16 protein-coding genes and 1 pseudogene are annotated in these 23,837 nt (G+C 25.8%); 12 read left to right on the top strand and 5 right to left on the bottom strand.

Going from position 1 to position 23,837, the window contains the following annotated elements:
- Positions 1-25: 25 nt before the first annotated feature.
- Together J2Z25_RS04035 and J2Z25_RS04030 are read right to left on the bottom strand one after the other, a co-directional pair.
- Entirely contained in the window at positions 26-679 is a 654-nt protein-coding gene (locus tag J2Z25_RS04035; protein WP_209738532.1) for a FusB/FusC family EF-G-binding protein, read from the bottom strand.
- Between the two features lie 96 nt (positions 680-775).
- Positions 776-1,051, bottom strand: a complete 276-nt coding sequence (locus J2Z25_RS04030) for a CD3324 family protein (protein WP_209738529.1) — start codon at positions 1,049-1,051, stop codon at positions 776-778.
- A gap of 581 nt (positions 1,052-1,632) precedes the next feature.
- On the opposite strand from J2Z25_RS04030, the gene J2Z25_RS04025 reads away from it, so the two are divergent.
- The 5 genes from J2Z25_RS04025 to J2Z25_RS04005 all read left to right on the top strand — a co-directional run bounded on the left by J2Z25_RS04025 (position 1,633) and on the right by J2Z25_RS04005 (position 13,466).
- Positions 1,633-3,603 (top strand): fructose-specific PTS transporter subunit EIIC, encoded by a 1,971-nt coding sequence (locus J2Z25_RS04025; RefSeq protein WP_209738527.1) that lies wholly within the window; start codon positions 1,633-1,635, stop codon positions 3,601-3,603.
- A gap of 83 nt (positions 3,604-3,686) precedes the next feature.
- Complete coding sequence (locus tag J2Z25_RS04020) at positions 3,687-6,308, top strand: glycoside hydrolase family 38 N-terminal domain-containing protein (protein ID WP_209738525.1); 2,622 nt, start codon at positions 3,687-3,689, stop codon at positions 6,306-6,308.
- 61 nt (positions 6,309-6,369) lie between these two features.
- A complete protein-coding gene (locus J2Z25_RS04015; protein WP_209738524.1) occupies positions 6,370-7,164 on the top strand; it encodes a MurR/RpiR family transcriptional regulator in 795 nt (264 codons plus the stop codon).
- Positions 7,165-7,613: 449 nt separating this feature from the next.
- Positions 7,614-10,907: a sensor histidine kinase gene (locus J2Z25_RS04010; RefSeq protein ID WP_209738522.1), complete on the top strand. Its 3,294-nt coding sequence runs from the start codon at positions 7,614-7,616 to the stop codon at positions 10,905-10,907.
- Positions 10,908-11,243: 336 nt separating this feature from the next.
- Positions 11,244-13,466, top strand: coding sequence for a GGDEF domain-containing protein (locus J2Z25_RS04005; protein WP_209738520.1), 2,223 nt, complete (start codon positions 11,244-11,246; stop codon positions 13,464-13,466).
- Positions 13,467-13,586: 120 nt separating this feature from the next.
- Here J2Z25_RS04005 and J2Z25_RS04000 read toward each other — a convergent pair whose 3' ends face one another.
- Positions 13,587-14,138 carry a TetR/AcrR family transcriptional regulator gene (locus J2Z25_RS04000; protein WP_008680045.1) on the bottom strand — a complete coding sequence of 184 codons (552 nt, stop codon included), beginning with the start codon at positions 14,136-14,138 and terminating at the stop codon, positions 13,587-13,589.
- 215 nt (positions 14,139-14,353) lie between these two features.
- On the opposite strand from J2Z25_RS04000, the gene J2Z25_RS03995 reads away from it, so the two are divergent.
- From J2Z25_RS03995 to J2Z25_RS03980, 4 genes are all read left to right on the top strand, one after another.
- Positions 14,354-15,055 (top strand): ABC transporter ATP-binding protein, encoded by a 702-nt coding sequence (locus J2Z25_RS03995; protein ID WP_008680044.1) that lies wholly within the window; start codon positions 14,354-14,356, stop codon positions 15,053-15,055.
- Between the two features lie 9 nt (positions 15,056-15,064).
- Entirely contained in the window at positions 15,065-18,472 is a 3,408-nt protein-coding gene (locus J2Z25_RS03990; RefSeq protein WP_209738518.1) for an ABC transporter permease, read from the top strand.
- A 330-nt stretch (positions 18,473-18,802) separates the two neighbouring features.
- Complete coding sequence (locus J2Z25_RS03985) at positions 18,803-19,345, top strand: hypothetical protein (RefSeq protein ID WP_209738516.1); 543 nt, start codon at positions 18,803-18,805, stop codon at positions 19,343-19,345.
- A gap of 251 nt (positions 19,346-19,596) precedes the next feature.
- Positions 19,597-20,139, top strand: a complete 543-nt coding sequence (locus tag J2Z25_RS03980) for a UBA domain-containing protein (RefSeq protein WP_209738514.1) — start codon at positions 19,597-19,599, stop codon at positions 20,137-20,139.
- An 81-nt stretch (positions 20,140-20,220) separates the two neighbouring features.
- Here the strand turns inward: J2Z25_RS03980 and J2Z25_RS03975 are convergent, their stop codons facing one another.
- Both J2Z25_RS03975 and J2Z25_RS03970 read right to left on the bottom strand, forming a co-directional pair.
- Positions 20,221-20,568 (bottom strand): hypothetical protein, encoded by a 348-nt coding sequence (locus J2Z25_RS03975; RefSeq protein ID WP_209738512.1) that lies wholly within the window; start codon positions 20,566-20,568, stop codon positions 20,221-20,223.
- Positions 20,569-20,810: 242 nt separating this feature from the next.
- Positions 20,811-21,136 (bottom strand): annotated as a pseudogene (locus J2Z25_RS03970) (DUF3788 domain-containing protein).
- A 153-nt stretch (positions 21,137-21,289) separates the two neighbouring features.
- On the opposite strand from J2Z25_RS03970, the gene J2Z25_RS03965 reads away from it, so the two are divergent.
- Genes J2Z25_RS03965 through J2Z25_RS03955 form a run of 3 tightly spaced genes read left to right on the top strand, consistent with a single transcriptional unit; the run spans position 21,290 to position 23,745 of the window.
- Positions 21,290-21,829 (top strand): UBA domain-containing protein, encoded by a 540-nt coding sequence (locus J2Z25_RS03965; protein ID WP_209738510.1) that lies wholly within the window; start codon positions 21,290-21,292, stop codon positions 21,827-21,829.
- Positions 21,822-22,502, top strand: a complete 681-nt coding sequence (locus J2Z25_RS03960; protein WP_209738508.1) for a response regulator transcription factor — start codon at positions 21,822-21,824, stop codon at positions 22,500-22,502. The genes J2Z25_RS03965 and J2Z25_RS03960 overlap by 8 nt, the downstream gene beginning before the upstream one ends.
- Positions 22,495-23,745 (top strand): sensor histidine kinase, encoded by a 1,251-nt coding sequence (locus J2Z25_RS03955; protein ID WP_209738506.1) that lies wholly within the window; start codon positions 22,495-22,497, stop codon positions 23,743-23,745. The genes J2Z25_RS03960 and J2Z25_RS03955 overlap by 8 nt, the downstream gene beginning before the upstream one ends.
- Positions 23,746-23,837 lie beyond the last annotated feature (92 nt).

Below are 23,837 nucleotides of genomic sequence, written 5' to 3'. Positions count from 1 at the left end.
TTTAAAATTATTTTGAGATATCCATTTATTTTATATTATTAACAGTTTTTAAAAGATCTTTAAGCTTATCAATAGAAACTATTCTTTCGTTACAATCTTTACTGTTTAAACAGATATCAAATCCTATAGATTTATAAGCATCTTTAGATGATTGTTTACATATTGGTGAAACAAATGCCACTTCATTTTCTTTGCCAATATGATTACAAAGTACACATCTATGAGAGCTTTTAGGTTCAGGATTAGATATCCTACAAGCCATACCAACAAGATTTCCATCTAAATTATAAGCAATAAATAATTTTCTTATTTGATTATCAATCCATCCTAAGTAAGTGGTTTTGATGTTGAAAATATCTTCACTAGGTAATTTGAATTTTTTTTCTTTTTTAAATAACCTATTGATTTGTGCATTTGTTATATTAGGTGATTCATATACGTAATTTAGCAATTTTTCTAAATAAAAATCAATTTGATATTGTTCTGTTATTTTTGAAATATCAAGTAGATTCTTTTGCTCCTTAGATAAATTTGAGAATTTATCTAAGACTTTTTGATTTATATATAATTTATTAGCTTGAATAATATCTTTATCTACACAGGATACCAAAGAATTACTTAAATCCTTCATACACCTTTTTATATAATTAAATTTATGGTTTTTAACAAAAGTTTCCATTAATTTTCCTCACTTATCAAACTTATTTTATGTTTTACAAGATAAGAATATAGTGGTTATAAGATATATTCAAGCTATTAAACGATTCTGCAATAATTAAGAGCAATTTTTTTGCATATAAATTATTCTTCTTATACTTTTTTCAGATAAGAAGTATTCTTCACATAATTCATGAATACTATAACCTTTAAGATACTTTTCATAAATTTCATCGTTTCTAATTTTTAATGAGGCTTTTATGCCACTTTCTTCTCCCCAAGATTTATGCGTAGTATTCTTTTTAGGGATATAAAGATATTTTCCATCTACATATTTTTGTATTAATTCAATTATTTCATCTGGTAACACATCATTTGCTTTTGCATATTTCATTTTTCTTACTCCTTAATTTTTTAGTAAAGAATTAAGGCAAAGAATACAATAAAACTATGTGTTACAGAACTTAAAAAGTATAAAGCTTTCAGCTAATTAAACAGTTTAAGCTCTAAACAAAGCATAGCTGACTTTTGTAGTCCTTGCAAAGAGCAAACTGATTTAAGGTTGAACGTATTATAACCCTTCATTAAAAAACACCCCCTAATATAAAAAACTTAAAAATATTATAGCATAGTTAACAAATAATAATAAAAGCTTTTATTATTTAAAATATAAAACTAGAATATATTTTGAAAGAACAGATAAAAAAAGTTAATTATAAAATTACGGCGATTAAGAAATTAATCAATTTAAATTATAATATAATAGAGTCTTATCTATTTTGAAAAATTATAGAAGTAATTTATGAATGAAAATATTATTATGTTTTGATTAAAAGATAATAAAAATTAATAAAAATATGAAAATATTTTCAATAAAAAAATAAAAAAAGAAAACTTATACTAAAGAAGTTCAAAAGGTTTACATAGGGAGTTAGTGATGGCATAATTGGAACTGTGATGAGGAGGTAATGATTTATGAATAGAAAAATTATAGCAGTTACAGCATGTGCAGCAGGTATTGCACATACATATATGGCAGCAGAAAGCTTAATTAAAGCTGGAAAGAAAAAGGGGTATAATTTAAAAGTCGAAACTCAAGGATCAATTGGAGCAGAAAATGTATTAACTGAAAAAGATATAGAAGAAGCTGACTTAGTAATCATAGCAGCAGATATAAATATTGATTTAATGAGATTTTCAGGAAAAAGACTTTTATCAGTAAAGTCAATAGATGCAATTAAAAATCCAGAGGGTTTAATTGATAGAGCATATAAAGAAGCAACAGTTTTTGGAGCTAAGGGAACTAAAGTAGGTAAAGTTACATTAGGAAAAACAGAAAGTAGTTTTGTTAAGCATATAATGAGTGGAATATCATATATGACACCAATGGTTATTGCATCAGGTATATTACTTGCAATTGCAAATATATTTGCATTCCAAGAAAATGAACTTGGCCAAATAGTAAATTGGGGATTTGATAAATCAACTCAAATTGGATTCTTTATGTCTAAGCTTTTCGAAGTTGGACAAGTTGGATTTAAATTAATGATACCATTATTTGCAGCATTTGTTGCTAATTCTATAGCAGACAAACCTGCAATTGCACCAGCTATGATTGGAGCATATCTAGTTAATGATGCAACATATTTAGGAACTCAAACAGGTGGAGGTTTCTTAGGAGCAATTTTAGTTGCATTTATTGTTGGTTATTTAGTAAAAGGATTAAAGAAAATTAAATGGCCTAAGGTACTACAACCATTATTAGCAATAATGATAATTCCATTAATAGCTACATTAATAATTATGATTATAGTAACTTATTTAATTGGAAATCCAATAGCCAATTTAATGGATGGATTATATAGTGGATTAACTACATTAAATGAAACATTTGCTGGGGCGCCATTTATAATTGGAGCAATAATTGGAGCGATGATTGGATTTGACTTTGGTGGCCCTGTAAATAAAACAGCACTTATATTTGGTACAGCAGTTTATACAGATACAGTTGCTAAATTTGGCATAGCAAATGCAAATTTTGTGCCACAAACAGCATCACAAGCAGCAATTTCAGTTGCACCATTAGGAATCTGGTTAGCATCAGTATTGTTTAAGAATAAATTTACTAAGGATGAAAAAATATCAGCAAGTTCAGCATTTGGAATGGGAATGGTTGGTGTTACTGAAGGAGCTATTCCATTTGCAGCTTCTAATCCAGTTCAAATGATTACTGCATCAGTTGCAGGATCAGCATTAGCTGGTGGACTTGTTTCAATATTCGGAGTTAAGTTCTATGGTGGAATTGGCTCACCTTTAGGAGCAATAATTGGATACATAGAACAACCAATTCCATTTATAACTTGGATTTTAAGTATATCAGCAGGTATTTTAGTAACAGCATTAATTATTGGTTTCTGGAGAAAGCCAGTTGAAGATGAAGAAATAGAAGAAATAGAAGTTGATACAAAAGAAATTATTGAAAGAAATATAAATTCAGATAAAGAGTTATTTGCGCAAAATCATATATATGTTGATGAAAATTCAACTACACAAGATGAAGCATTTAGGTTTATTGCTTCAATAGCTAAAAAACATGGATATGTAAAAGATGAAGAAGCTTTTTATAATGGATTACATGAAAGAGAAAAAGAAGCAACAACAGGATTTAATGATGGAATAGCTATACCTCATAGCAAAAATAAAACAGTTATTGCACCAGGAGTATTTTTAATAAAGTTCAAAAATAAAATAGAATGGGATTCTCTAGATGGACAAGGAATAACAACAGCCTTTGCTCTAACAATTCCAGAGGACGGAGCAGAAAATCATCTTAAGGTATTAAGCACTATTGCTAAAGAATTATTAAATGATGATTTTAGAAACAATATCACTACTGAAACTGATACTAAATGTCTATATGACTTAGTAAAAGAAATAAAATTTTAATAAATAAGTAAATCCACTGGAGATTATTAATAATCCCTAGTGGATATTTAATATAGAACTATATTAAATAAAGGAGACCGATAATGAAAAAAATACACGTTTATCCACATACCCATTGGGATTACGAATGGTACTTTACTTCAAATGAATCAATTATACAATTAATTTATCATATGGATGAAGTAATGGAAGCATTAGAAAATGGTGAGTTAGAAACTTATCTTCTTGATGGGCAGTTAAGTATATTAGAGGAATATATAAAATTTATACCAAGTAATTTTGAAAGAGTAAAAAATCTTGTTGAATCTGGCAAGTTATTAATAGGACCTTGGTATACACAGACAGATGAATTAATTATAGATGGGGAATCAATAGTAAGAAATTTATTCTATGGAATTAAAAGTGCATCAAAGTATGGTGATTATTTAAAAATAGGATATTTACCAGATTCATTTGGTCAAACTAAAGATTTACCAAAGATTTTAAATGGATTTGATATTAATAGAAGTATTTTTTGGAGAGGGGTAGCAAATGATGTTTGCCCTAATAGAGAATTTATATGGAAAGGTGAAGATGATAGTTCACTTTTAGTTTATAACATAAAGAATGGGTATTTTTATGGTGGAAATTTAATTTATAGTGATGATGTAAAAAAGCTTGAGAAAACTATTTTAGATGGATCTCAAACTGAAAATATTCTATTACCTGTTGGGGGAGACCAGAGGTATGTTGATTTTAACTTAAAAGAAAGAATTGCTTACTATAATGAAAGAAGTAAAAATAATTTTGACTATGTAGAAAGTGACTGTAATAAATTCTTTGATGAGCTAGAGAAATCTAAAGATTTAATAGAAGTAAAAGGTGAATTTGTAAATCCATCTAATTCTAAAATACATAGATCAATTTATTCATCAAGATATGATCATAAATATTTAAATGATAAGGTAGAAAGAAAGTTAATTTATCATTTAGAGCCACTTATGGTTATTGCTCAAAACTTAGGTATTGATCCAAAGATAGAAATGATTGAAGAGATTTGGAAGAAATTATTAATGAATCATGCTCATGATAGTGCATGTGGATGTAATAGTGATAAAACTAATAGAAGTATTTTAGCAAGACTTATAGAGGCAGATCAACTGTCATATTCAGCTTGCGATTATATTATAAGAAAGATTAGCGAGTCTCTTAATTGCAGTGAAGAGGACAATATAATTTTATTTAATACATTACCACACAATAGAGAAGAAGTAAGCAAGATTATAGTAACTACAAAGACTAAAAACTTTATAATTAAAGATAAAGATGGAAATATTATTGAACATCAGTTGCTTGAGAGAAAGAGAGAATATGCAGGAAGCATTAAAAAGGATGAATCTCAATATGATGATAGTTTATATTATTATGTTTCCAAAGTTGCTATAAAATGTTCTTTAAAGCCATTAAGTATAGAAGTATTGAAAGTAATTCAATTAGAAGAAGAAATAAATATAAAAGAAAAAGCTTCTAGTAATTTTATAGAAGATAATTTCTATAAAGTTGAAGTTGTAGATGGTAAAATTAATATAATAGATAAAATAAGCAATAGAGAATTAAAAGATTGCTTATATATTGAAGAATCAGGTGATGATGGAGATACTTATGACTATTCACCACCAGAAGAAAAATATGATTTTAGATATAACTTAGATTTCAAAAATGCAAAAGTAGACATTAATAATGGGAAACTTTATAAGGAAATAAAGATTTCAGGAGAATTTAAAGTTCCTATGAATCTTAAATATAGAGAGGAAAATATAAGAAATACAGAAATACCATATGAACTTATATTAATGCTATCTAACAAAGAAATAGTAGAATGCCATTTAGAGATAGATAATAAAGCTTGTGACCATAGAATGAGAGCTGTTTTAAAAACAGATATTACTTCTAAAGAAAGCATAAGTGATACTTCATTTGGTACAATTAGAAGAGATAATGTTCCAGCTCATATTAATGATTGGAGAGAGCTTGGTTGGAAGGAAGAACCATCGCCAATATATCCAATGTTACATTTTGTTGGCATTGAAGAAGAAAATAAGTCTGTATTTACGTTAGCAAAAGGAATAAAAGAATATGAAATTCTAGAAAATTCAAATATTGCATTAACTTTATTTAGAGGTGTTGGATTCCTTGGTAAACCTGATTTAATTAGAAGACCTGGTATTGCTTCAGGAAATGAGTTTAGATATATAGAAACACCAGATAGTCAATTAAAAGAAAAGCTTAAATTCAAATTTGCTATCACAATAAATAATGAAGTTAATATAACAAAGATAAATAAGATTTGGAAAAACTATAGTATTACAATTCCAAATTATCAAATTCAAGAAATAAATAGGTTTACTAATACTTTAAAATATTTTGTTATGCATCCATTAAAAGATAAGCTAGAAGAAGTAAAAGATATAGTAGATTGTAATGACTTAAATGATATTGTAGTAACTTCAATAATACCAGTAGATAAAAATTCATTTACTGTAAGATTTGTAAATTACACAGATAAAGTTATAGATGGTGGAAATATCAAAGTTTCAAAAGGCAAAAGCTATGAATGGGTAAATATGAATAATAAAGAAATATCTAATAAAGAAAATATAGATAGCTCTATTAATATTGGTAAATTTAAAAGTGGAGAAATTAAAACTTTAAAAATAAATATTTAGTTGATTAATTAACAAGAGACATATAACATTTAAGGTATAATAATTGTTTTTGGAGGATACTATGGAAAAAGAAATTATACTTAGAATAACTCATGCAAAGGTAAAATTCACTTATGTAGAGGAGCAAATAGCAGAGTATTTTTTGAGTAATAGAGAACCAAGATCAATAAATGAATTATCTAAATTGTTATGTGTCTCTCCTGCTTCTATAACTAGATTTTGTAAAAAAATAGGATTAAATAATTATAAAGAACTAATGTATTTATATAGTGAACACTTAAAAGAAAATAATGGCATAAGATCAAATAAAATATCCTCAGATTTACAAAATTCCTATTTTAAAATTTTCAATAATATTGATACAAATTTTGATAGGGATAAAATAGAGAAAATTTGTGAATCTATACATAATAATAGATTTATGCATATATTTGCATTAGGGCTTAGTGCTACGGCAGCTCAAGATTTTAAGTTTAGATTTTCAAGAATGGGTAAGCTTGTAGAAGTAATATATGATAAAGAGGCAATAGAAATGGCATCAACTCTAATAAAAGAAGGGGATCTTGTATTTATCTTTACATTAAGAGGAAATAAGCATCTTCAAAAGTGTGCTAAACTCTTAAGAGAAAAAGGTGCGAATATTATTCTCATTACTGGAAATAGAAATAGTAAGATAGTTGAATACTCAGACATTAGTGTAATAACAGATAATCTTTCAGGAGAGGAATCCACTGGAATGATATCTGCACAAATACCTATATTAATTCAAATTGATCTTATTCACTATTATTATGTTAGAAAGTATAGTGAAGTTCTTGATGAATGGGTTTCAACAGAAAAGGTCTTTAATAAATAATAGATTTAAAAGGATAATATTATTTAATTAATTCCTTTTAGAATGTAACAAAGATAGGAGATATCTCAAAATGATTTTTAATTCAGTTTGAGATATCTCTTTTTAATTATACAATAGACCATTTATATTATATGAATAAGATGTTTTTATGAAAGTTTTCTATATTTGAAGAATTGCAATAAATTGTTAAATTATTTAAATAAACTTTGTACTAAGTTAATATATTATCTTTTTTATTGAAATTAATAATATTTATTATGAAAAGATAATTGAAAATATACAATATGGATATTGCGTATAAATTTAGATGAAAAAATATAAAAAAAATGTTATTATTATATGTAATATTGATATAACTAACGTTTTTACTAAATAGAATTATAATTATATTAATATAAAAGCGATAGTACCAAAGATATGCAAGAGTAAGAATGAGAGGTAGTAAATGCATGAAATTCAAATTACTAATATTTGTATTATTAACATCTTTTATAACAAATATTTTAATGTCTATAAAGGTGTCAGCAGAACCATTAAAAAAAGAACAGTTTGAAAATTTATCTATTGATGATGGACTTTCTAATGAATATGTAACAACAATCATGCAAGATAGTAAAGGATATATGTGGATAGGTACAGTAGATGGCCTTAATAGATATGATGGTGAAAGGGTAAAGATTTATAATTCTAGTAGCAAAAATAAAAATACTTTGAGCTCGCCATATATAAATGATGTAGAAGAAGATTTTTGTGGGAATATATGGATAGCGACTGATTATGGACTGGATTTTTTAATTAGAGATACAGATACCATTGTTAGAATGAAAGACTTGCCAATAGATAAATATAATTTGGGGCGCTTAAAAATTACTTCTTTATTAAAGAGTAAGTATGAAGAAGATGTTATGTGGGTTGGTACTGAAAATGGATTAATGAAAATAAATATTAAAAATAATAGTATCAAATATTTTTATAATAATAAAGATGATATAAACTCATTAACTAGTTCATTTATAACATGTTTAGAAGAAGCTGAAGATGGTTCAATATTTGTTGGGACAAACTATGGAGTGAATTTTATAGATAAGGACTATAGAATAATTCGGAAGGAAATAAAAGAAGATGATGGAAGACTATTTATTTATAATATAGAAAAGGATAATTTAGGTAACTTAATAATTTCCACTAAAGAAGGTATTTTTGTTTACGATATAGGAAAGGTTGCTGAATGTACAACTGATAATAATAGTAAAAAAAAATATGAGGTTAAGGAAAAAAACTTTAAGTCTTTCCATACTGAAGAAATTAAAGAATCGGGGATTCTTAATAATAACAGTTTTATTATGGTTGATAGTAAAAATAATGTATGGGTATCTAGTAGTAATGGCATATTAAAATATTCAAGAAGTAAAGATGAACTTGACATATTGAGGAAAGATACTAACATTCCAAATTCTCTTAGTAGTAATGTTATAACGTGCTTTTATGAAGATTTTAATGGTACAATATGGATTGGAACAGAAAAAGGTGTAAATATATTAAATAACAATAAAAAATTTGGTTATTATAAGGAAGTATGGGATATACAGGATAAAAATGTAGTATCTATAATGGTACATAATGAATACTTGTGGATAGCAACTAAATTTCACGGAGTATATATATATGATATAAAAACAAGCAATTTAATTAAGCATATATATCATAAGGATAGTATCGCAATTTCAAATAATGAATATATAAATAGTTTAGTAAAAATAAATGATGAGTGTATTCTTATTGTAACTAATAAAGGCTTAGTAGAAATTGATATAAAAGAGGGTACATGTGATTATCATCTAACTGACGATGGATATTTTCCAGAATTAAACTATATATATAGTGACGAAAAGCTTGTTTGGATAGCAACTACATCTAATTTTTATAGCTATAATATAAATACTAATAAAGTTATATATTATAATGAGGAATTAATAAAGTCTAATATAAATCCTAGTAATATTAAATATATATTACCAGATTATAAAGATGAAAATATTCTTTGGTTGGGTGGGATTGATACAGGAATAGTAAAATATCATAAGGAAAAAGGTGTTGTGGAAAACTATATAAATAATTATTTATATGATAACTCTTTAGGTTATAGCTCTATAAATTCTATGGCATTTGATAATACAGGAAATCTGTGGATAGGAACAAATATAGGACTTGGTAAATTTGATACAAAAGAAAAGCAATTTAATTCTTATACTATAGCAGACGGATTAACTAATAATTTTATAAATTCAATTTTATTTGATGACAATGATAACCTTTGGATAAGTACTAATAAAGGGTTAAATAAATTTGATGTAGAAAAAGAAGATTTTATAAACTTTACAAAAAAGGATGGGATATATGGATATCAATTTAATTCCAATTCAGGTATAAAGCTAAAAAGTGGAGCAATGATATTTGGCAGCACAAGCGGTTGCACATATTTTCATCCAGATGATGTAGTTGTTCAGAAAGAAAATAAAAATAAAGTTGTAATTGGGGACATTTTTATTGGAGAAAATAAGGCTATTTATGATGGAAAAGAATTAGTTTTAGAATATGAAGATAGAAATTTATCTGTTAATTATTTCTTACCTAATTATGAAAGTTTAAATAGTACAACTTATGAATATATTATTGAAGGAGTAGATTCAGACTGGATATTTATAGACTCTAAAAGTGAATTAGACTTTAAATCATTAGATCCAGGTAAATATATTTTAAAAATAAGAGCTAGAGATGGTAATGGTGAATTAAGTGAAGAAGCGATGATTAAAATAATAGTAAAACAGCCTATTTGGAAAACACCTTTAGCGTATTTTATCTATATATTTATAATAATAGCATTAATTATTTCTATATTAAGTTATGTTAAGATACTAAGAAAATTAATAGATAGAAAAACAATGAAACTAAATAATCAACTAGAAGAAAATGAAAGATTAAGTAAAGAAATAATAGATAAAGAAAAGTTTAAAAATAGTTATTTTGTGAATCTATCTCATGAACTTAGAACTCCAATAAATGTTATAGCATCAACTGTACAGTTAATAAATAAACTTAGCCAGGATAAATCTATAACACAAGAAAAATCTAATAAATATATGAATATTATAAGTAAAAACTGTGATAATCTATTGAAAATAATAAATGATATTATAGATAGTTCTAAAATAGAGACAGGCAATTATAAAATTAATAAAAAAAATAATGATATAGTGTATATAGTTGAAGAAACTGCACTTAATATGAGTAAGTTTATTGAAGAAAAAGGGCTATCACTTATAGTTGATCCTGAGATGGAAGAAAAAATTATTTCTTGTGACAGTACCGAAATAGAGAGATGTGTAGTTAATTTATTAGCAAATGCAGTTAAGTTTACTTCTGAAGGTGGAGAAATACGAGTATTTATTAAAGAAATTGAAAATAATATTGAAATTATTGTAGAAGATACAGGTATAGGAATATCAAAAGAAGATCAAGAGTTTATATTTAAGCGTTTTTCACAAGTTGAAGGAGCAAATGTTACAAAAGTAAGTAGTAGTGGAATTGGACTTACTCTTGTTAAGTATGTAGTAGAACTTCATGGTGGATATGTTAAACTTGAAAGTGAACTAAATAAGGGAAGTAAATTTACTTTAGTACTTCCAAGTACATTGGAAAATAATGTAGGTAATTATGAAGATTACAATATTATGAAACTTTAATTACATTATATATTTATATTGCTTAGTAGTTGTAAATAAGTTTTAAAGTAAAGTCAAAATCTAATTGAAGATTTACTGAATAAGGCTAGATGAGTAATTAATAATTCATCTAGCCTATTTTTAATAAATATTAAGTCATAAAATGTCAAAAAAGAGATTTATAATATTAAAAATATATTTATCATTAATGGAAAAAAGTATATAATGAGTATGAAAAAAGTATTAATAAAAGTTGTAAAATGATTAAAAAATAAATAAATTAAGTGAGAAAATTATTTTGGAAATAAGATTTAATTCTAAGGAGTAAAAGTTTGAGGATGGAGAGTATAAAATTTTATGATAAGTGTAGCAAAGTTTAATGATAAATATAAAAAAAAATTATGTATATCAATAAGTATCTTGTTTATTTTATTTCTTTTTATAGGGATATTTTTATTTAGATACCACAATGAGCGTTTAATATCTTTGATTGATAAAGAAGCAAGAGCAACACTTAAAAATGTTTCATCACAAAATGTTATTACCATGCATACAGGAGTTGAAGCAAAGAAGAAGTTATTAGAATCTCTAGCTAAAAACATAGAAACACGTAATAATTTTGAAATCTTGAGTATAGTTGAAGACTTAAAGGTTTATAGTGAATCTTATGGGTTTTATAATATGGGTATAATTGATAAAAATGGTATATGTTATAATACTTTAGGAGAAGTATTAGATTTAAGTCAATATGATTATTACAAAAATGGAATGAAAGGAATTGCTAGCATATCTGAAAGTTACATTAGTGAAGATAAACAGCTTATGCTTAATATATTTACTTTTCCGATTTATAAGGGAAATAATGTAGATATGATATTAACAGCAACATATAGATCAGATGATTTTTCTAAGATTTTAAATATTAGTTCTTTTAATGGAGAAGGAGAAAGTATTGTAATTGATAAATCAGGAAATTTTGTTTCTAATTCAAACAAATTTTATAATAGCGACTTTAATATATTTTATAATTTGAAAGAAGGGAATCCTGAGTTATATAAAACAGTCAGTGAGAATATTTCTAGGGGAGGGAGTGGATATATTAATTATAGTAATTTAAATGAAGATTATTTGGCATATTATGAGCCTCTTAATATAAATGATTGGTATTTAGTATCTTATGTACCTAGTAGGTGTGTATATCAAAATGCTAGTATAATATTTAGAGGTATTCATCTAGAAAGTGTATTATTGTATATTACGTTTATTGCAGCTGCTGGAATATTTATTTTAGCTTATAATAAATATCAAAAAAAGATTTCTTATCTTATTTTTATAGATGAATTGACAAAAGAAAAAAATTATCAATATTTGAGATTAAATTTTGAAAATATGAAGCAGTATGATAGAAAAAATAAATCATTAGTAGTTTTTGATATAGATAAGTTTAATGTTATAAATATAATGTATGGAACTAATATAGGTGATGATGTTTTAAAATATATTGTTAGAATATTTAAGGAAGTGCTGCCTAATGATGAGTTGTATAAAGATAATGCAGATGGATTTATAGGGATTATATATCATGATGATAAAGAAGAAATAGTTAAAAAATTAAATATGCTTGATTATAGAATTAAAAAAGATATTGAAAGAAATAAAGTAATACCTATAAAAATATCTATGGGTATATGTTCATTAGATAACTCTGAAAGTCTGCATAGAATTTATAGTAACGCTCTTATAGCAAAAAGAGAGATAAAAGACAAAATGAATCAAATTTATAAGTTTTTTGATGAGAGAAATAAAAAAACTATAATAGATAATCAAAAAATCGAATCTGAGTTTCTAGAAGCGTTGAAAAATGATGAATTTGAAGTTTGGTATCAGCCAAAATATGATATGAGAAATAAGAAAATTTGTGGAGCAGAAGCATTAATAAGATGGAGAAAACAAGATGGATCATTAATACCTCCTGATAAGTTTATACCTGTATTTGAAAATAATGGACAAATTATTCAACTAGATGAGGAAGTCATAAAAAAAGTATGTAAGGATATTAAAGAAATGGGTTATTTAGGATATAAAATTCATCCAATTTCTATTAATTTATCAAGGCTTCATCTTGAATATCAGGGAATAGTAAAAAGAATTGAAGCTTTATTAAAAGAATATGATATAGATTCATCTAAAATTGCTTTTGAAATGACAGAAAGCGTATTTCTTAATAATAATGATAAATTAAATAATATTGTTGATGAATTGCATAGATTAGGCTTTAAAGTAGAAATGGATGATTATGGAACAGGAATTTCTGCACTTAGTTCAATATCAGAATCAAGCTTTGATACTTTAAAACTTGATAAATCATTTATAGATAATATAGGAAATCTCAAGATGGATATTATTATAAAATCTACAATAGATATGGCAAAGAAATTAAATATGAAAATTATTGCTGAAGGAATTGAAACTCAAGATCAAGTTGAATTTCTGGTAGCAAATAATTGTTTTATTGCACAAGGATATTATTTTTCTAAGCCAATCTCCAAAAATGATTATTTTGCATTATTATCAAAATAAGTTGTTTATTCAATATTTAATTATATAGTTTTCTAAATGCTAAAAAACTCCATTTTTGAAAGAGGGAGTTTTTTATTTTTATTAAGAAAATATTTTATTTCTGACTTTTATATTAAAACATTAAGGATGGAAAGAAATAATATTATTTATAATTTTAGCTATTTCTTCAGGTGATTCCTTTAAATCTTTTTCTAGCCATGTTTGAATAACTGAAACAACTCCACCTACAGTATATTTTATAAAATAATCTAAAAAAATATTATTAACATTTGAAGTTCCAAGCATCTTATCAATTTCAGATTTACTTGCTACGTAAATAATACGATCCATAAGGCTAGTTTCCATTTGTTTACTAAATAATATTTTACATAAATCTTTATTATCATAAATTAGTTCAAGGGCTTTAAGTAATAAAACGTCTTTGTAATCTTCTACAGGGGTCTCCTCAATATATATAGATATTTGATTAAATAGTTCATCTTGTATGGATTTAAGTAAATCATAAGCATCTTTATAATGAGAATAAAAAGTTCCTCTATTAATATCTGATTTTTTACATATATCAGTAACAGTAATTTCGTGAATTCTTTTATCTTGAAGTAAATCAATTAAGCTTTCTTTTATTATTTTTTTAGTATATAAAGTTCTTCTATTGCCTTTAATTCCTGCCATTTTACTCATCCTTTTATGTATTTATTTAAAAATTTTAATTATATGTTAATAAGTAAACAAAAATAACTAAAATGTATATTTAATAACATTAAGAAAATATATGATTATTGTAATTGGAGTTTAGATTATTTATACTTAATTATAGCATTAACCAAACAAAGTGTCTATTTAATAACATTGAGTATTTTGAGTAGATAAAGATAAGGGAGAGAGAGATGTCATATATAGAAATAAGAGATGAATATAAAAGATACAAAATTGGAGAAAACACTATTATAGCAAATAACGGTATTGATTTTTCAATAGAAAAAGGAGAATTTGTTATTATTTTAGGGCCTAGTGGAGCTGGTAAAACAACTGTATTAAATATACTTGGAGGAATGGATACTTGTGATGAAGGTAAGGTAATTATTGATGATGTTGATATATCAAAATTTAATAATAAACAGCTTACAAATTACAGAAGATATGATGTAGGATTTGTATTTCAATTTTACAACTTAGTTCAAAATTTAACTGCAAAGGAAAATGTTGAACTTGCTACACAAATTACAAAAAATGCTCTAGATGTTGATAAAACTCTTGAATTAGTTGGACTTGGCCATAGAAAAGGTAATTTTCCATCTCAATTATCAGGAGGGGAACAGCAAAGAGTAGCTATAGCAAGAGCCATAGCTAAAAATCCTAAATTACTTTTATGTGATGAGCCAACTGGAGCCCTTGATTATAAAACAGGTAAGCAGATTTTAAAGACTTTACAAGATACATGTAAAAACACAGGAACAACAGTAATTGTTATAACACATAATTCAGCGCTTGCACCAATTGCAGATAGAGTTATAAAAATTAAAGATGCAAAGGTTAGAAGTATTGAAGTAAATGAAAATCCTGTTTCAGTTGATTCTATAGAGTGGTAGAGGATAAAGATGAAAAATATAGCATATAAAAAATCAATAACAAGAGAAATATTATCTTCAAAAGCAAGGTTTATTTCTATATTAGCCATAATATTTTTAGGGGTAGCCTTTTACGCTGGAATAAAATCTAGTGGACCAGACTTAAAAGAGTCTATAAATGAATTTTTTAGTGAACAAAATTTAATGGATAGCAAGATAGTATCTAGTATAGGGCTTAATGATAATGATTTAAAGTTACTTGAAAATAACGATAAAATTCTAGATTACTATGCAACACATAGTGTAGATGTGAATTTAACTAATACAAATAATGTTGTTAGATTTATGGCATATGATTCAAGTGATTCTACTAATATGAATAAGCCTATTGTTACAGAGGGTAGATTACCTGAAAATAGTGGAGAAATAGCTTTAGATGAAAATTCCTTAAAGGAAAATAAAAATCTAAAAATAGGTGATGATTATACAATAGAATCTGATGTAGACTTAGATGAATACTTTAATAAGAAAACTTTTAAGGTTGTTGGATTTGTACAAAGTCCTATGTATATAGAAAATATATCTAGAGGGACAACTAATGTTGGAAAAGGAAGTATAGATTATTTTGCAATTTTAAATAGCAGTGATATATCCATGGATGTATATACTGAGATATATGTAAGATTTAAAAATGTAGAAGATATCGGATCATATAGTGATGAGTATAAAGAAAAGATGGAAGAAAATAATAAATATCTTGAAGGTTTATACTCAAATAGAGTTGTAGAAAGAATTGAAGAAATAAAATTAGAAGCACAAAAAGAACTTGCTAAAGCTTATAAAGAAATAGAAGATGCAGAAAAAAAGCTTGAAGATGCTCAAAAAGAAATAGATGATGGTAAGATTCAACTTAGTGACGGTAAAAATCAATATGAAGAAGCTATAGAAAAGTACAATCAAGAAATTGAAAATGGTGAATTGAAACTAATTGAAGGTGAAAAGCAATTAGTTGATGGGCAAAATGAACTAGATAAGCAAAAAGAACAATTTTTAAGTGGTGAAATAAAGCTTCAATCAGCTAAAGTTGAACTTGATAAAGCGAAACAAGAATTTTTAAATCAAGGAATTGATCCAACTCAAAGTACAAAAGAGTATGAAAATCAAATAGAAGGATTAAATACTTTGATTAGAACATATGATGCACTTTCTAAGGATATAAAAGAAACAGCAAGTAATCTTAAAGAAGGTGAGAAAATTCCAAATGAGAAAATTCAATATTGGAAAGGGGTTATATCTAATCCTAGTTTAGGGCTAAATGGTTTAAGTGATTTAGTAAATGGATTAGAACAAAATCCAGCAAATATTTCTTTAGCACTTAATATTTCAAAGGCAGTAGAAGGTGCTAACAAAACTTTAAGTGAAAATAAATCTAAGTTAGAAATTTTAGTATCTGGAATAATTAAGTATCAGCAAGGAGTAACTGCTTATGAAGAGCAAGCCCGTATCTTTAATGATGGAAAAGTACAACTTGAAGAGGCCGAAAAGCAATTAGATAAGGCTCAAGAAGAAATTATAAAAGGAAAAGCAGATTTTGAAGAAGGTAAAAAACAAGGGCAGGTAGAACTTGATAAGGCTGAAAAAGAACTTGAAGATTTAGAACAAAAACTTCTTGATGGAGAAAAGGAAATCAAAGAAAATAGAGAAAAATTAATAGATGGACGCAAAGAAATAGATGAAGAAAAAGAGAAGTTAAATGATTTAGACGATAGTAAATATTATTTCTTTGACAGAGAGGATAATCCTGGTTATTCAACTTATAAAGGTTCAATTGACAGTTTAGATAAAATAGCCTCAGTATTTCCTGTATTTTTCTTTTTAGTTGCAGCACTTATATGCTTAACTACAATGACTAGAATGGTGGAAGAAAATAGAGTAGAAATAGGAACGCTAAAAGCATTAGGATATAGAGATTTAGAAATAGCTAGAAAATTTATAGTTTATGCAGCATTAGCTAGTATTGTAGGAAGTATTCTTGGAATAGTAATTGGAAGTAGTGCCCTTCCATATATAATTAAGCAAGCATATTCATCTTCATTTACTTTACCAGATGTAAATATATATTTTTATCCATCATATGTAATTCAATCTTTAGTAGCTTCAATAGTTTGCACAGTAGGAGCAGCATTAATTGTATTAAAGGGAGAATTATTAGAAAATCCTTCTAATCTAATGAGAACAAAAGCTCCAAAGATTGGTAAGAAGATATTACTAGAAAGAATTACACCATTATGGGAAAGATTAAACTTTAATCAAAAAGTTACATTTAGAAATCTTTTTAGATATAAGCAAAGAATGTTAATGACAATACTTGGTATATCAGGATGTATGGCTATGCTTGTTGCAGGATTAGCTCTTGAAAAGTCTACTTCTTCAGTTATGGATATTCAATTTGGTAAATTAATAAAATATGATGCTATGGTTGTATTTAATGATAAGAATATTGAAAAAGAAAATGAAGAATACAATGAAGCTTTAAAAAGTTTAAAAGGATATGAAAGTAGCTTAAACATTTACCAAGATTCAGTTACTTTTAGTAAAGAATGTATAAGCAAGCAAACTGCCACTATGTATGTACCTGAAAATACAGATGACTTAAATGATTATATATTATTAAATGATAGAGAAAATGGTACACAGTATAAACTATCAAATAATGGTGTGATTATAAATGAAAAACTTGCAAAAATTTTAAATGTATCTGTAGGTGATAATATAATTGTAACAGATTCGGATAATAATGATCATGAAGTTAAAGTTGATAATATAGTAGAAAATTACGCTGGACATTATATATATTTATCACCATCATATTATAAAGAAATATTTAATAATGATCCAATATATAATGCACAGTTACTAAAATTAAATACAGATAGAGAAGATGATAATAAATTGTCTACCACTCTTATGGATAATGATAAAGTAATAAATGTTACACTTGCTTCAAAGATGAGAAGTTTAAGTGAATCTGCTGATTTAGGATTAGTTATGATAGTAATAATAGTTGCTTCAGGAAGTTTAGCTTTTGTTGTATTATACAATCTGATAAATATAAATGTATCTGAACGTATAAGGGAAATATCTACAATAAAGGTATTAGGTTTTTATGATAGTGAAGTAGCAATGTATATATTTAGAGAAAATATAATACTAACTATACTAGGAATACTTGCAGGGTCATTCCTTGGAAAAATATTGTATGTATTTTTAGTAAGCACAGCAGAAATGGATAATATGATGATGATACCAACTGTAGACATAATTGGTTATGTAATTTCTGGCTTAATTACAATGTTTTTTGCTATGCTAGTTATGATAATGATGCATTTAAAACTAAAAAAAGTAAATATGGTAGATGCATTGAAATCCATAGAATAAAAGTTATATTAAAGGGAGACGCGTTTCGCGACTTCCTTTATTTTTTATTTTGTACTGTCCATTTTGTTTTTGAAAAATACTTTACTGAAAATTAATACAAGGTTTTGTGTTATTAGCAGAAAAAAAGGCTCCGTTTGACATAGCTCTGTTTGACAAATATATTATCAATTTATTCTAACATAGCTTTTATTAACAATATGAAGAAAAATTAATTTGTTGAAATAATAAAATAATAATATGGAACTTAATATTAAAAATTTTAGTAACATAATTATAACTGTGTAGTATACTATAACATAAGGTTTTTCAATAATTTTGAGGTGATTCAATATGTTAAATGATTATTGCTTTAATAATGAATTAGAATTTAAGTCATTAATATTCAATTCTGGTAATATTAATGATGCTGAAGAGACATCACCTGATACTGTACCTCTTGGAAGTGCTAATTCTAGCATTAGGATATTAGGATGGCTTCTTCCTCAAGGGGATACAAACGAGTATTCACTAACTTTTAGTGTCCCAAGGGATGCTATTAGATCTTCAAGAGCTAGGGTGTTTGTTCATTTATTAACTGATAATTCAAATACTCCAACTGGAAATAGGTTTGCAATCAGACTTTCATCATTATTTACTAGAGCTAATGGAGTAGTAAATATAGCAAATTTAAGGACTATTAATAGAGTTAATATTCCAATACAAAACTCACCAGGAAATTTTCAATATAATCATTATGTATTAGAGTTTGAACTAAATAATGTTATTAGAGCTGAAGATTTTGCTCTTTTAAGTGTTGCACGTATTGCATCCAATAATGACTATGCTGGTGCATTACTTTTAACAAGTATAGAATTTAGATATTTAAGCAATTAAGAAAAAAGTTAATTAAAAATAATTGGGCTGTCACACAGTTAAAAATGTAGAATGTATAATGAATTTAAGTTTTTCATTATGAAACACTAATTTCATTTTAAGTTTTACATTAAACGGCTGTTTGTGATAGCCTTTGTTATTAAATTTTAATTTTTTAATCTAATTTTAATCTTTCTTATATTTTAGATTAATCTTCTAAAAGTATTATATAAACATGATAAATGATTAACAAATATATGGAGGTAAATCAAATGGAAAGAAGTGAAATGATTGAAATTATAATTGCAAAGGCTAATGTAACTCGTGAAGAGGCAATAGAAGTATTGGAAAAGTGCAACTGGGATGTTGTAGATTCTATTATATATTTAGAGAGAAGTGGAAAAATAGAAAATAATGAGAGTACTACAATAATTGAGGTTAAAGAAGAAGATCAAAAGCAAGAAAAAAATGAAAAAAGTAAAAAGAATGAAGAAAGATATTGTGGAATTGGTGAAATAATAGGTAGAATATTTAAGTTTATCGGTAAGTTTATAAAAAAGGGAAATGAGAACTATTTTGAGATTAAAAAGGAAAATGAAAAGCCAATAAGAGTATCAGTAACTATATCAATACTTTTATTAATATTTTTATTTGTACCAACTATGGTATTATTAGTAATTGGATTATTCTGTGGATATAAATATTCATTAGTTGGTTCTAATATCAATTATGATGAAGTAAATAATGTTTTTGAAAAAGTGTCTGAATCAGCAGACACTATTAAAAAAGACTTTAAAGATGGCTACGAAAAGTAATGAAAAAGTGAAAGAATGAAAAATTAGAGGAAAATAAAAAATACCGTATATTCTTTTTAAACAATACGGTATTTTTTTATCTTATTGATTAATTGGCTCAAATGATATAGCCACGTCGCCTTCGCCTACTATTCCTACTATTTGATTTATATGAAAACCGCGAATGTAGAGTTTATTTTTATATGGAAGATCACTTAAAAATTTAATATTCATTTCATCATCAAATATAATAAGTTTAGTTGGAACATCGGTATTCAACATTACTATCATATCAATATTAGTTGTATTATCAAACCTATAAAACCCTTCTTTATAAACATTTGAAACAGGAGGTATATTAGTGTTACTAGAAATTGTGCTTGCACTAATATTGTTAGGTAATGTTATTAAAAGCATAAGTAATGTTAATGAATATATTTTTTTAATCATATAAATTCTCTTTTTTTGCTTTTAATATTAGTATTCCATAAAAATATTCTTTTATGTTTTATATAAACTTTTTATAATTAATATATATAGATTATTGTATAATTCAAATTAAATATTTTATTTGAATTTCCACTAAAATCTTTACATTATTTGCATTTAGCACGAATATCAATAAGTTGTAGTACATCTCTAAATGTTTTATCTTTATCTTCCAAATCTATCATTAATCAACGTTGACACATTCATTCTTTAGTTTCATGATAGATACTCTGGATTAATGGAGATAAATTTATTAATAACTCTTCAGTTGTTTCTTTTTCTTTTTTTCCAATTACCACTAGCACAGTAAAATAATTTTCCCTAGGATATACTGTACATAACGTTTTCTGGATTTCTTGAATTTAATATTCCATCCTGATCCCCATGAACATTTACTAAACTCAAGATTAGGTTTCACATTGTATAGTTTAATTATTTCTGCACAGAAATCATCAAATAATGAATTTCTAATATATATACTTATCTCATCTATATCTGGGCAATAATTATATTTTTTTATATCTATCATAGTATAGTTCCTTCTAAATTCAAATTATATATTAGGTTTTATTTATAAAATTATAATACAATTTATTAAAAATCAATATACTTAGCACAATTTAAATAGTAAAATTAAAATAGTATATGTTATTTTTTATGCTATAGATAAGGAGGTTTATTTATGGATAAGCTTAAATTAATAGATAAACTAAGAGAAAAATCAAATATAAGTTATGAAGAAGCTAAAATAGTTTTAGAAAATAATAATTGGAATATATTAGATGCTTTATTATATTTAGAAGAGAGCGGAAAGTTAGAAAAACCTTCTGTTAGCATTTTTTATACAAATGAATCAAGATATAGTGGTGAAATTCAAGTAATAAAAAATAATGATGAATATAAGTATAAAGCTCAAAGTGGCTATCAAGGAATTTTTGAAGCTATATGTAAGTTTATAGATACATGTAATAATATTTTTCTAGAGATAAAAAAGGTAGATAAAGTATTTTTGAAAATTCCACTTACAGTTGTTGCTATACTTTCATTCTTTATGTTTTGGATTATTATACCTTTAATTATTGTTGGATTATTTTTTGATATAGAGTTTTATGTATATGCAAATAGTATTAATACAAATAAGGTTAATAAAATATTAAGGGAAGTTTCAGAGCATGTAAAAGATATAAAAGAGAAGTTTAAAAAGGATGTTAAGAATGATTAAGATTTTAATAGTTGAAGATGAAGAAAAATTAGCAAGATTTATTGAGCTTGAGTTAAAACATGAAGGGTATGAAATATTAAAAGCTAATAATGGTAGAACAGGTCTTGAAATTGCAGAAAAAGGTGAGGTGGATTTAGTTCTTCTTGACATAATGCTTCCAGAAATTAATGGTCTTGAAGTATTAAGAAGGCTTAGAAGAAGCTCAGATATTCCAGTTATAATGCTTACTGCAAGAGATGCAGTTATGGATAAGGTATCAGGACTTGATGCAGGGGCAGATGATTATATAACTAAGCCTTTTGCAATTGAAGAATTACTTGCAAGGATAAGAACATCACTTAAAAAGAGAATAGTTACAGTAAAAAAGAATGAAGATACAATAAGATGTGGTTTATTATCCTTAGATAAAATGAAACATAAAGTAATGTATGATAGCACAGAAATAGAGCTTACTAATAGAGAATTTAATTTGTTGCAAATATTAATGGAAAATAAGAATATAGTTTTAACTAGAAATACACTTATGGAAAAAGTATGTGGATATGATTATATTGGAGAAACTAATGTTATAGATGTTTATGTAAGATATTTAAGAATAAAAATAGATGATGTTTTTAAGGTTAAAATAATAACTACAGTTCGTGGAGTGGGGTACGTAATTAAAGATGAGTAGAAAAATTAAAAATAAAAATGTTACATCTATTGCAATAAAGCTAAATTCTATTTTTGTAAGAGATTTATTTTTTAAATTTCTTTTAATTGATATATTTATAGTTATTGGGTTTATTGGAGTTTGGTGTATTGAAAGTGAATTAAGCTTTTATGGGGAGTTTGTAAAAAATGCTAAAAGGTCATTTAACTTTTATCCTATAGAAACAGCAACATATAAAGTTATTTTTGATAATGGAAGCGTGATGATAAAAGAAGCCAGTACTTTTTTAAATCTTCTTATAAGAGTAATTGCTGTTATTGGAATTATAGAATTAATAATGCTATTAAATGAAATGATATTTGGTACTTCAAAGAATAGAAGAGTTTTAAAACCACTTAATGAAATAGCAGAAACAGCAAGTAGGCTTAGTGATATAGCATTTGATGAGCAGAAATTTCAAAGTCTTGAAGATGCTATAGCTAAGATTAGTCCTGTTACATCAGATGAAAGAATTCATATTGGAGATAATGAGCTTCAAGGGTTAGAGGAAGCAATTAATAATTTATTAGATAGGATGAGGGAATCTTATAGGCAACAAGCAAGATTTGTTTCAGATGCATCACATGAGCTTAGAACTCCTATTTCTGTAATTCAAGGTTATGCAAATATGCTAGATCGTTGGGGAAAAAATGATGAAGAAGTATTAGAAGAGTCTATTGCAGCTATAAAAAGTGAATCAGAAAATATGAAAAACTTAGTAGAACAATTATTATTTTTAGCTAGAGGCATTAATGGCAAAACTCAACTTAAAATTGTAGAATTTTCACTTAATGATATGATGAAAGAAGTATTGGAAGAGTCTAAAATGATAGATAGATATCACATATACACATATATAGATTCAGAAAATATAAATGTTTATGGTGATATATCATTACTTAAACAAACAGCTAGAATATTAATAGAAAATGCAGCAAAGTACACAGATAAACGTGAAGAGATAATATTAAAATGCGGAAAAAATGATAATAATGAGCCTTATTTTTCAATTCAAGATAATGGAATAGGAATGGATGAAAATGACGTAGTTCATATATTTGAACGTTTTTTTAGAGCAGATACTGCAAGGGTTAGAAAAAATGGTGGTACAGGACTTGGACTATCTATTGCTAAATGGATTATTGATAGTCACAATGGATATTTTAGCGTATTGAGTAGGAAAGAAATAGGTACGAGAATAACTGTTTTTCTACCCATAAGATAATAAAATTTATTATTTGATGATTTTATGTGGTTATTAGATAGTTATTAATTTGAATCTTAAAATAGATTTAAATTATACATAGGCTGAAAATT

Origin of the sequence: Clostridium tertium (genome assembly GCF_017873245.1) — a bacterium.
GTDB lineage: Bacteria > Bacillota > Clostridia > Clostridiales > Clostridiaceae > Clostridium > Clostridium tertium.
This window is presented reverse-complemented; position numbering and strand designations above follow the sequence as displayed.

Coding starts and splice junctions, on each gene's coding strand:
- J2Z25_RS04035 (WP_209738532.1), bottom strand. CDS start 679: ATGGAAACTTTTGTTAAAAACCATAAATTTAATTATATAAAAAGGTGT.
- J2Z25_RS04030 (WP_209738529.1), bottom strand. CDS start 1,051: ATGAAATATGCAAAAGCAAATGATGTGTTACCAGATGAAATAATTGAA.
- J2Z25_RS04025 (WP_209738527.1), top strand. CDS start 1,633: ATGAATAGAAAAATTATAGCAGTTACAGCATGTGCAGCAGGTATTGCA.
- J2Z25_RS04020 (WP_209738525.1), top strand. CDS start 3,687: ATGAAAAAAATACACGTTTATCCACATACCCATTGGGATTACGAATGG.
- J2Z25_RS04015 (WP_209738524.1), top strand. CDS start 6,370: ATGGAAAAAGAAATTATACTTAGAATAACTCATGCAAAGGTAAAATTC.
- J2Z25_RS04010 (WP_209738522.1), top strand. CDS start 7,614: ATGAAATTCAAATTACTAATATTTGTATTATTAACATCTTTTATAACA.
- J2Z25_RS04005 (WP_209738520.1), top strand. CDS start 11,244: ATGATAAGTGTAGCAAAGTTTAATGATAAATATAAAAAAAAATTATGT.
- J2Z25_RS04000 (WP_008680045.1), bottom strand. CDS start 14,138: ATGGCAGGAATTAAAGGCAATAGAAGAACTTTATATACTAAAAAAATA.
- J2Z25_RS03995 (WP_008680044.1), top strand. CDS start 14,354: ATGTCATATATAGAAATAAGAGATGAATATAAAAGATACAAAATTGGA.
- J2Z25_RS03990 (WP_209738518.1), top strand. CDS start 15,065: ATGAAAAATATAGCATATAAAAAATCAATAACAAGAGAAATATTATCT.
- J2Z25_RS03985 (WP_209738516.1), top strand. CDS start 18,803: ATGTTAAATGATTATTGCTTTAATAATGAATTAGAATTTAAGTCATTA.
- J2Z25_RS03980 (WP_209738514.1), top strand. CDS start 19,597: ATGGAAAGAAGTGAAATGATTGAAATTATAATTGCAAAGGCTAATGTA.
- J2Z25_RS03975 (WP_209738512.1), bottom strand. CDS start 20,568: ATGATTAAAAAAATATATTCATTAACATTACTTATGCTTTTAATAACA.
- J2Z25_RS03965 (WP_209738510.1), top strand. CDS start 21,290: ATGGATAAGCTTAAATTAATAGATAAACTAAGAGAAAAATCAAATATA.
- J2Z25_RS03960 (WP_209738508.1), top strand. CDS start 21,822: ATGATTAAGATTTTAATAGTTGAAGATGAAGAAAAATTAGCAAGATTT.
- J2Z25_RS03955 (WP_209738506.1), top strand. CDS start 22,495: ATGAGTAGAAAAATTAAAAATAAAAATGTTACATCTATTGCAATAAAG.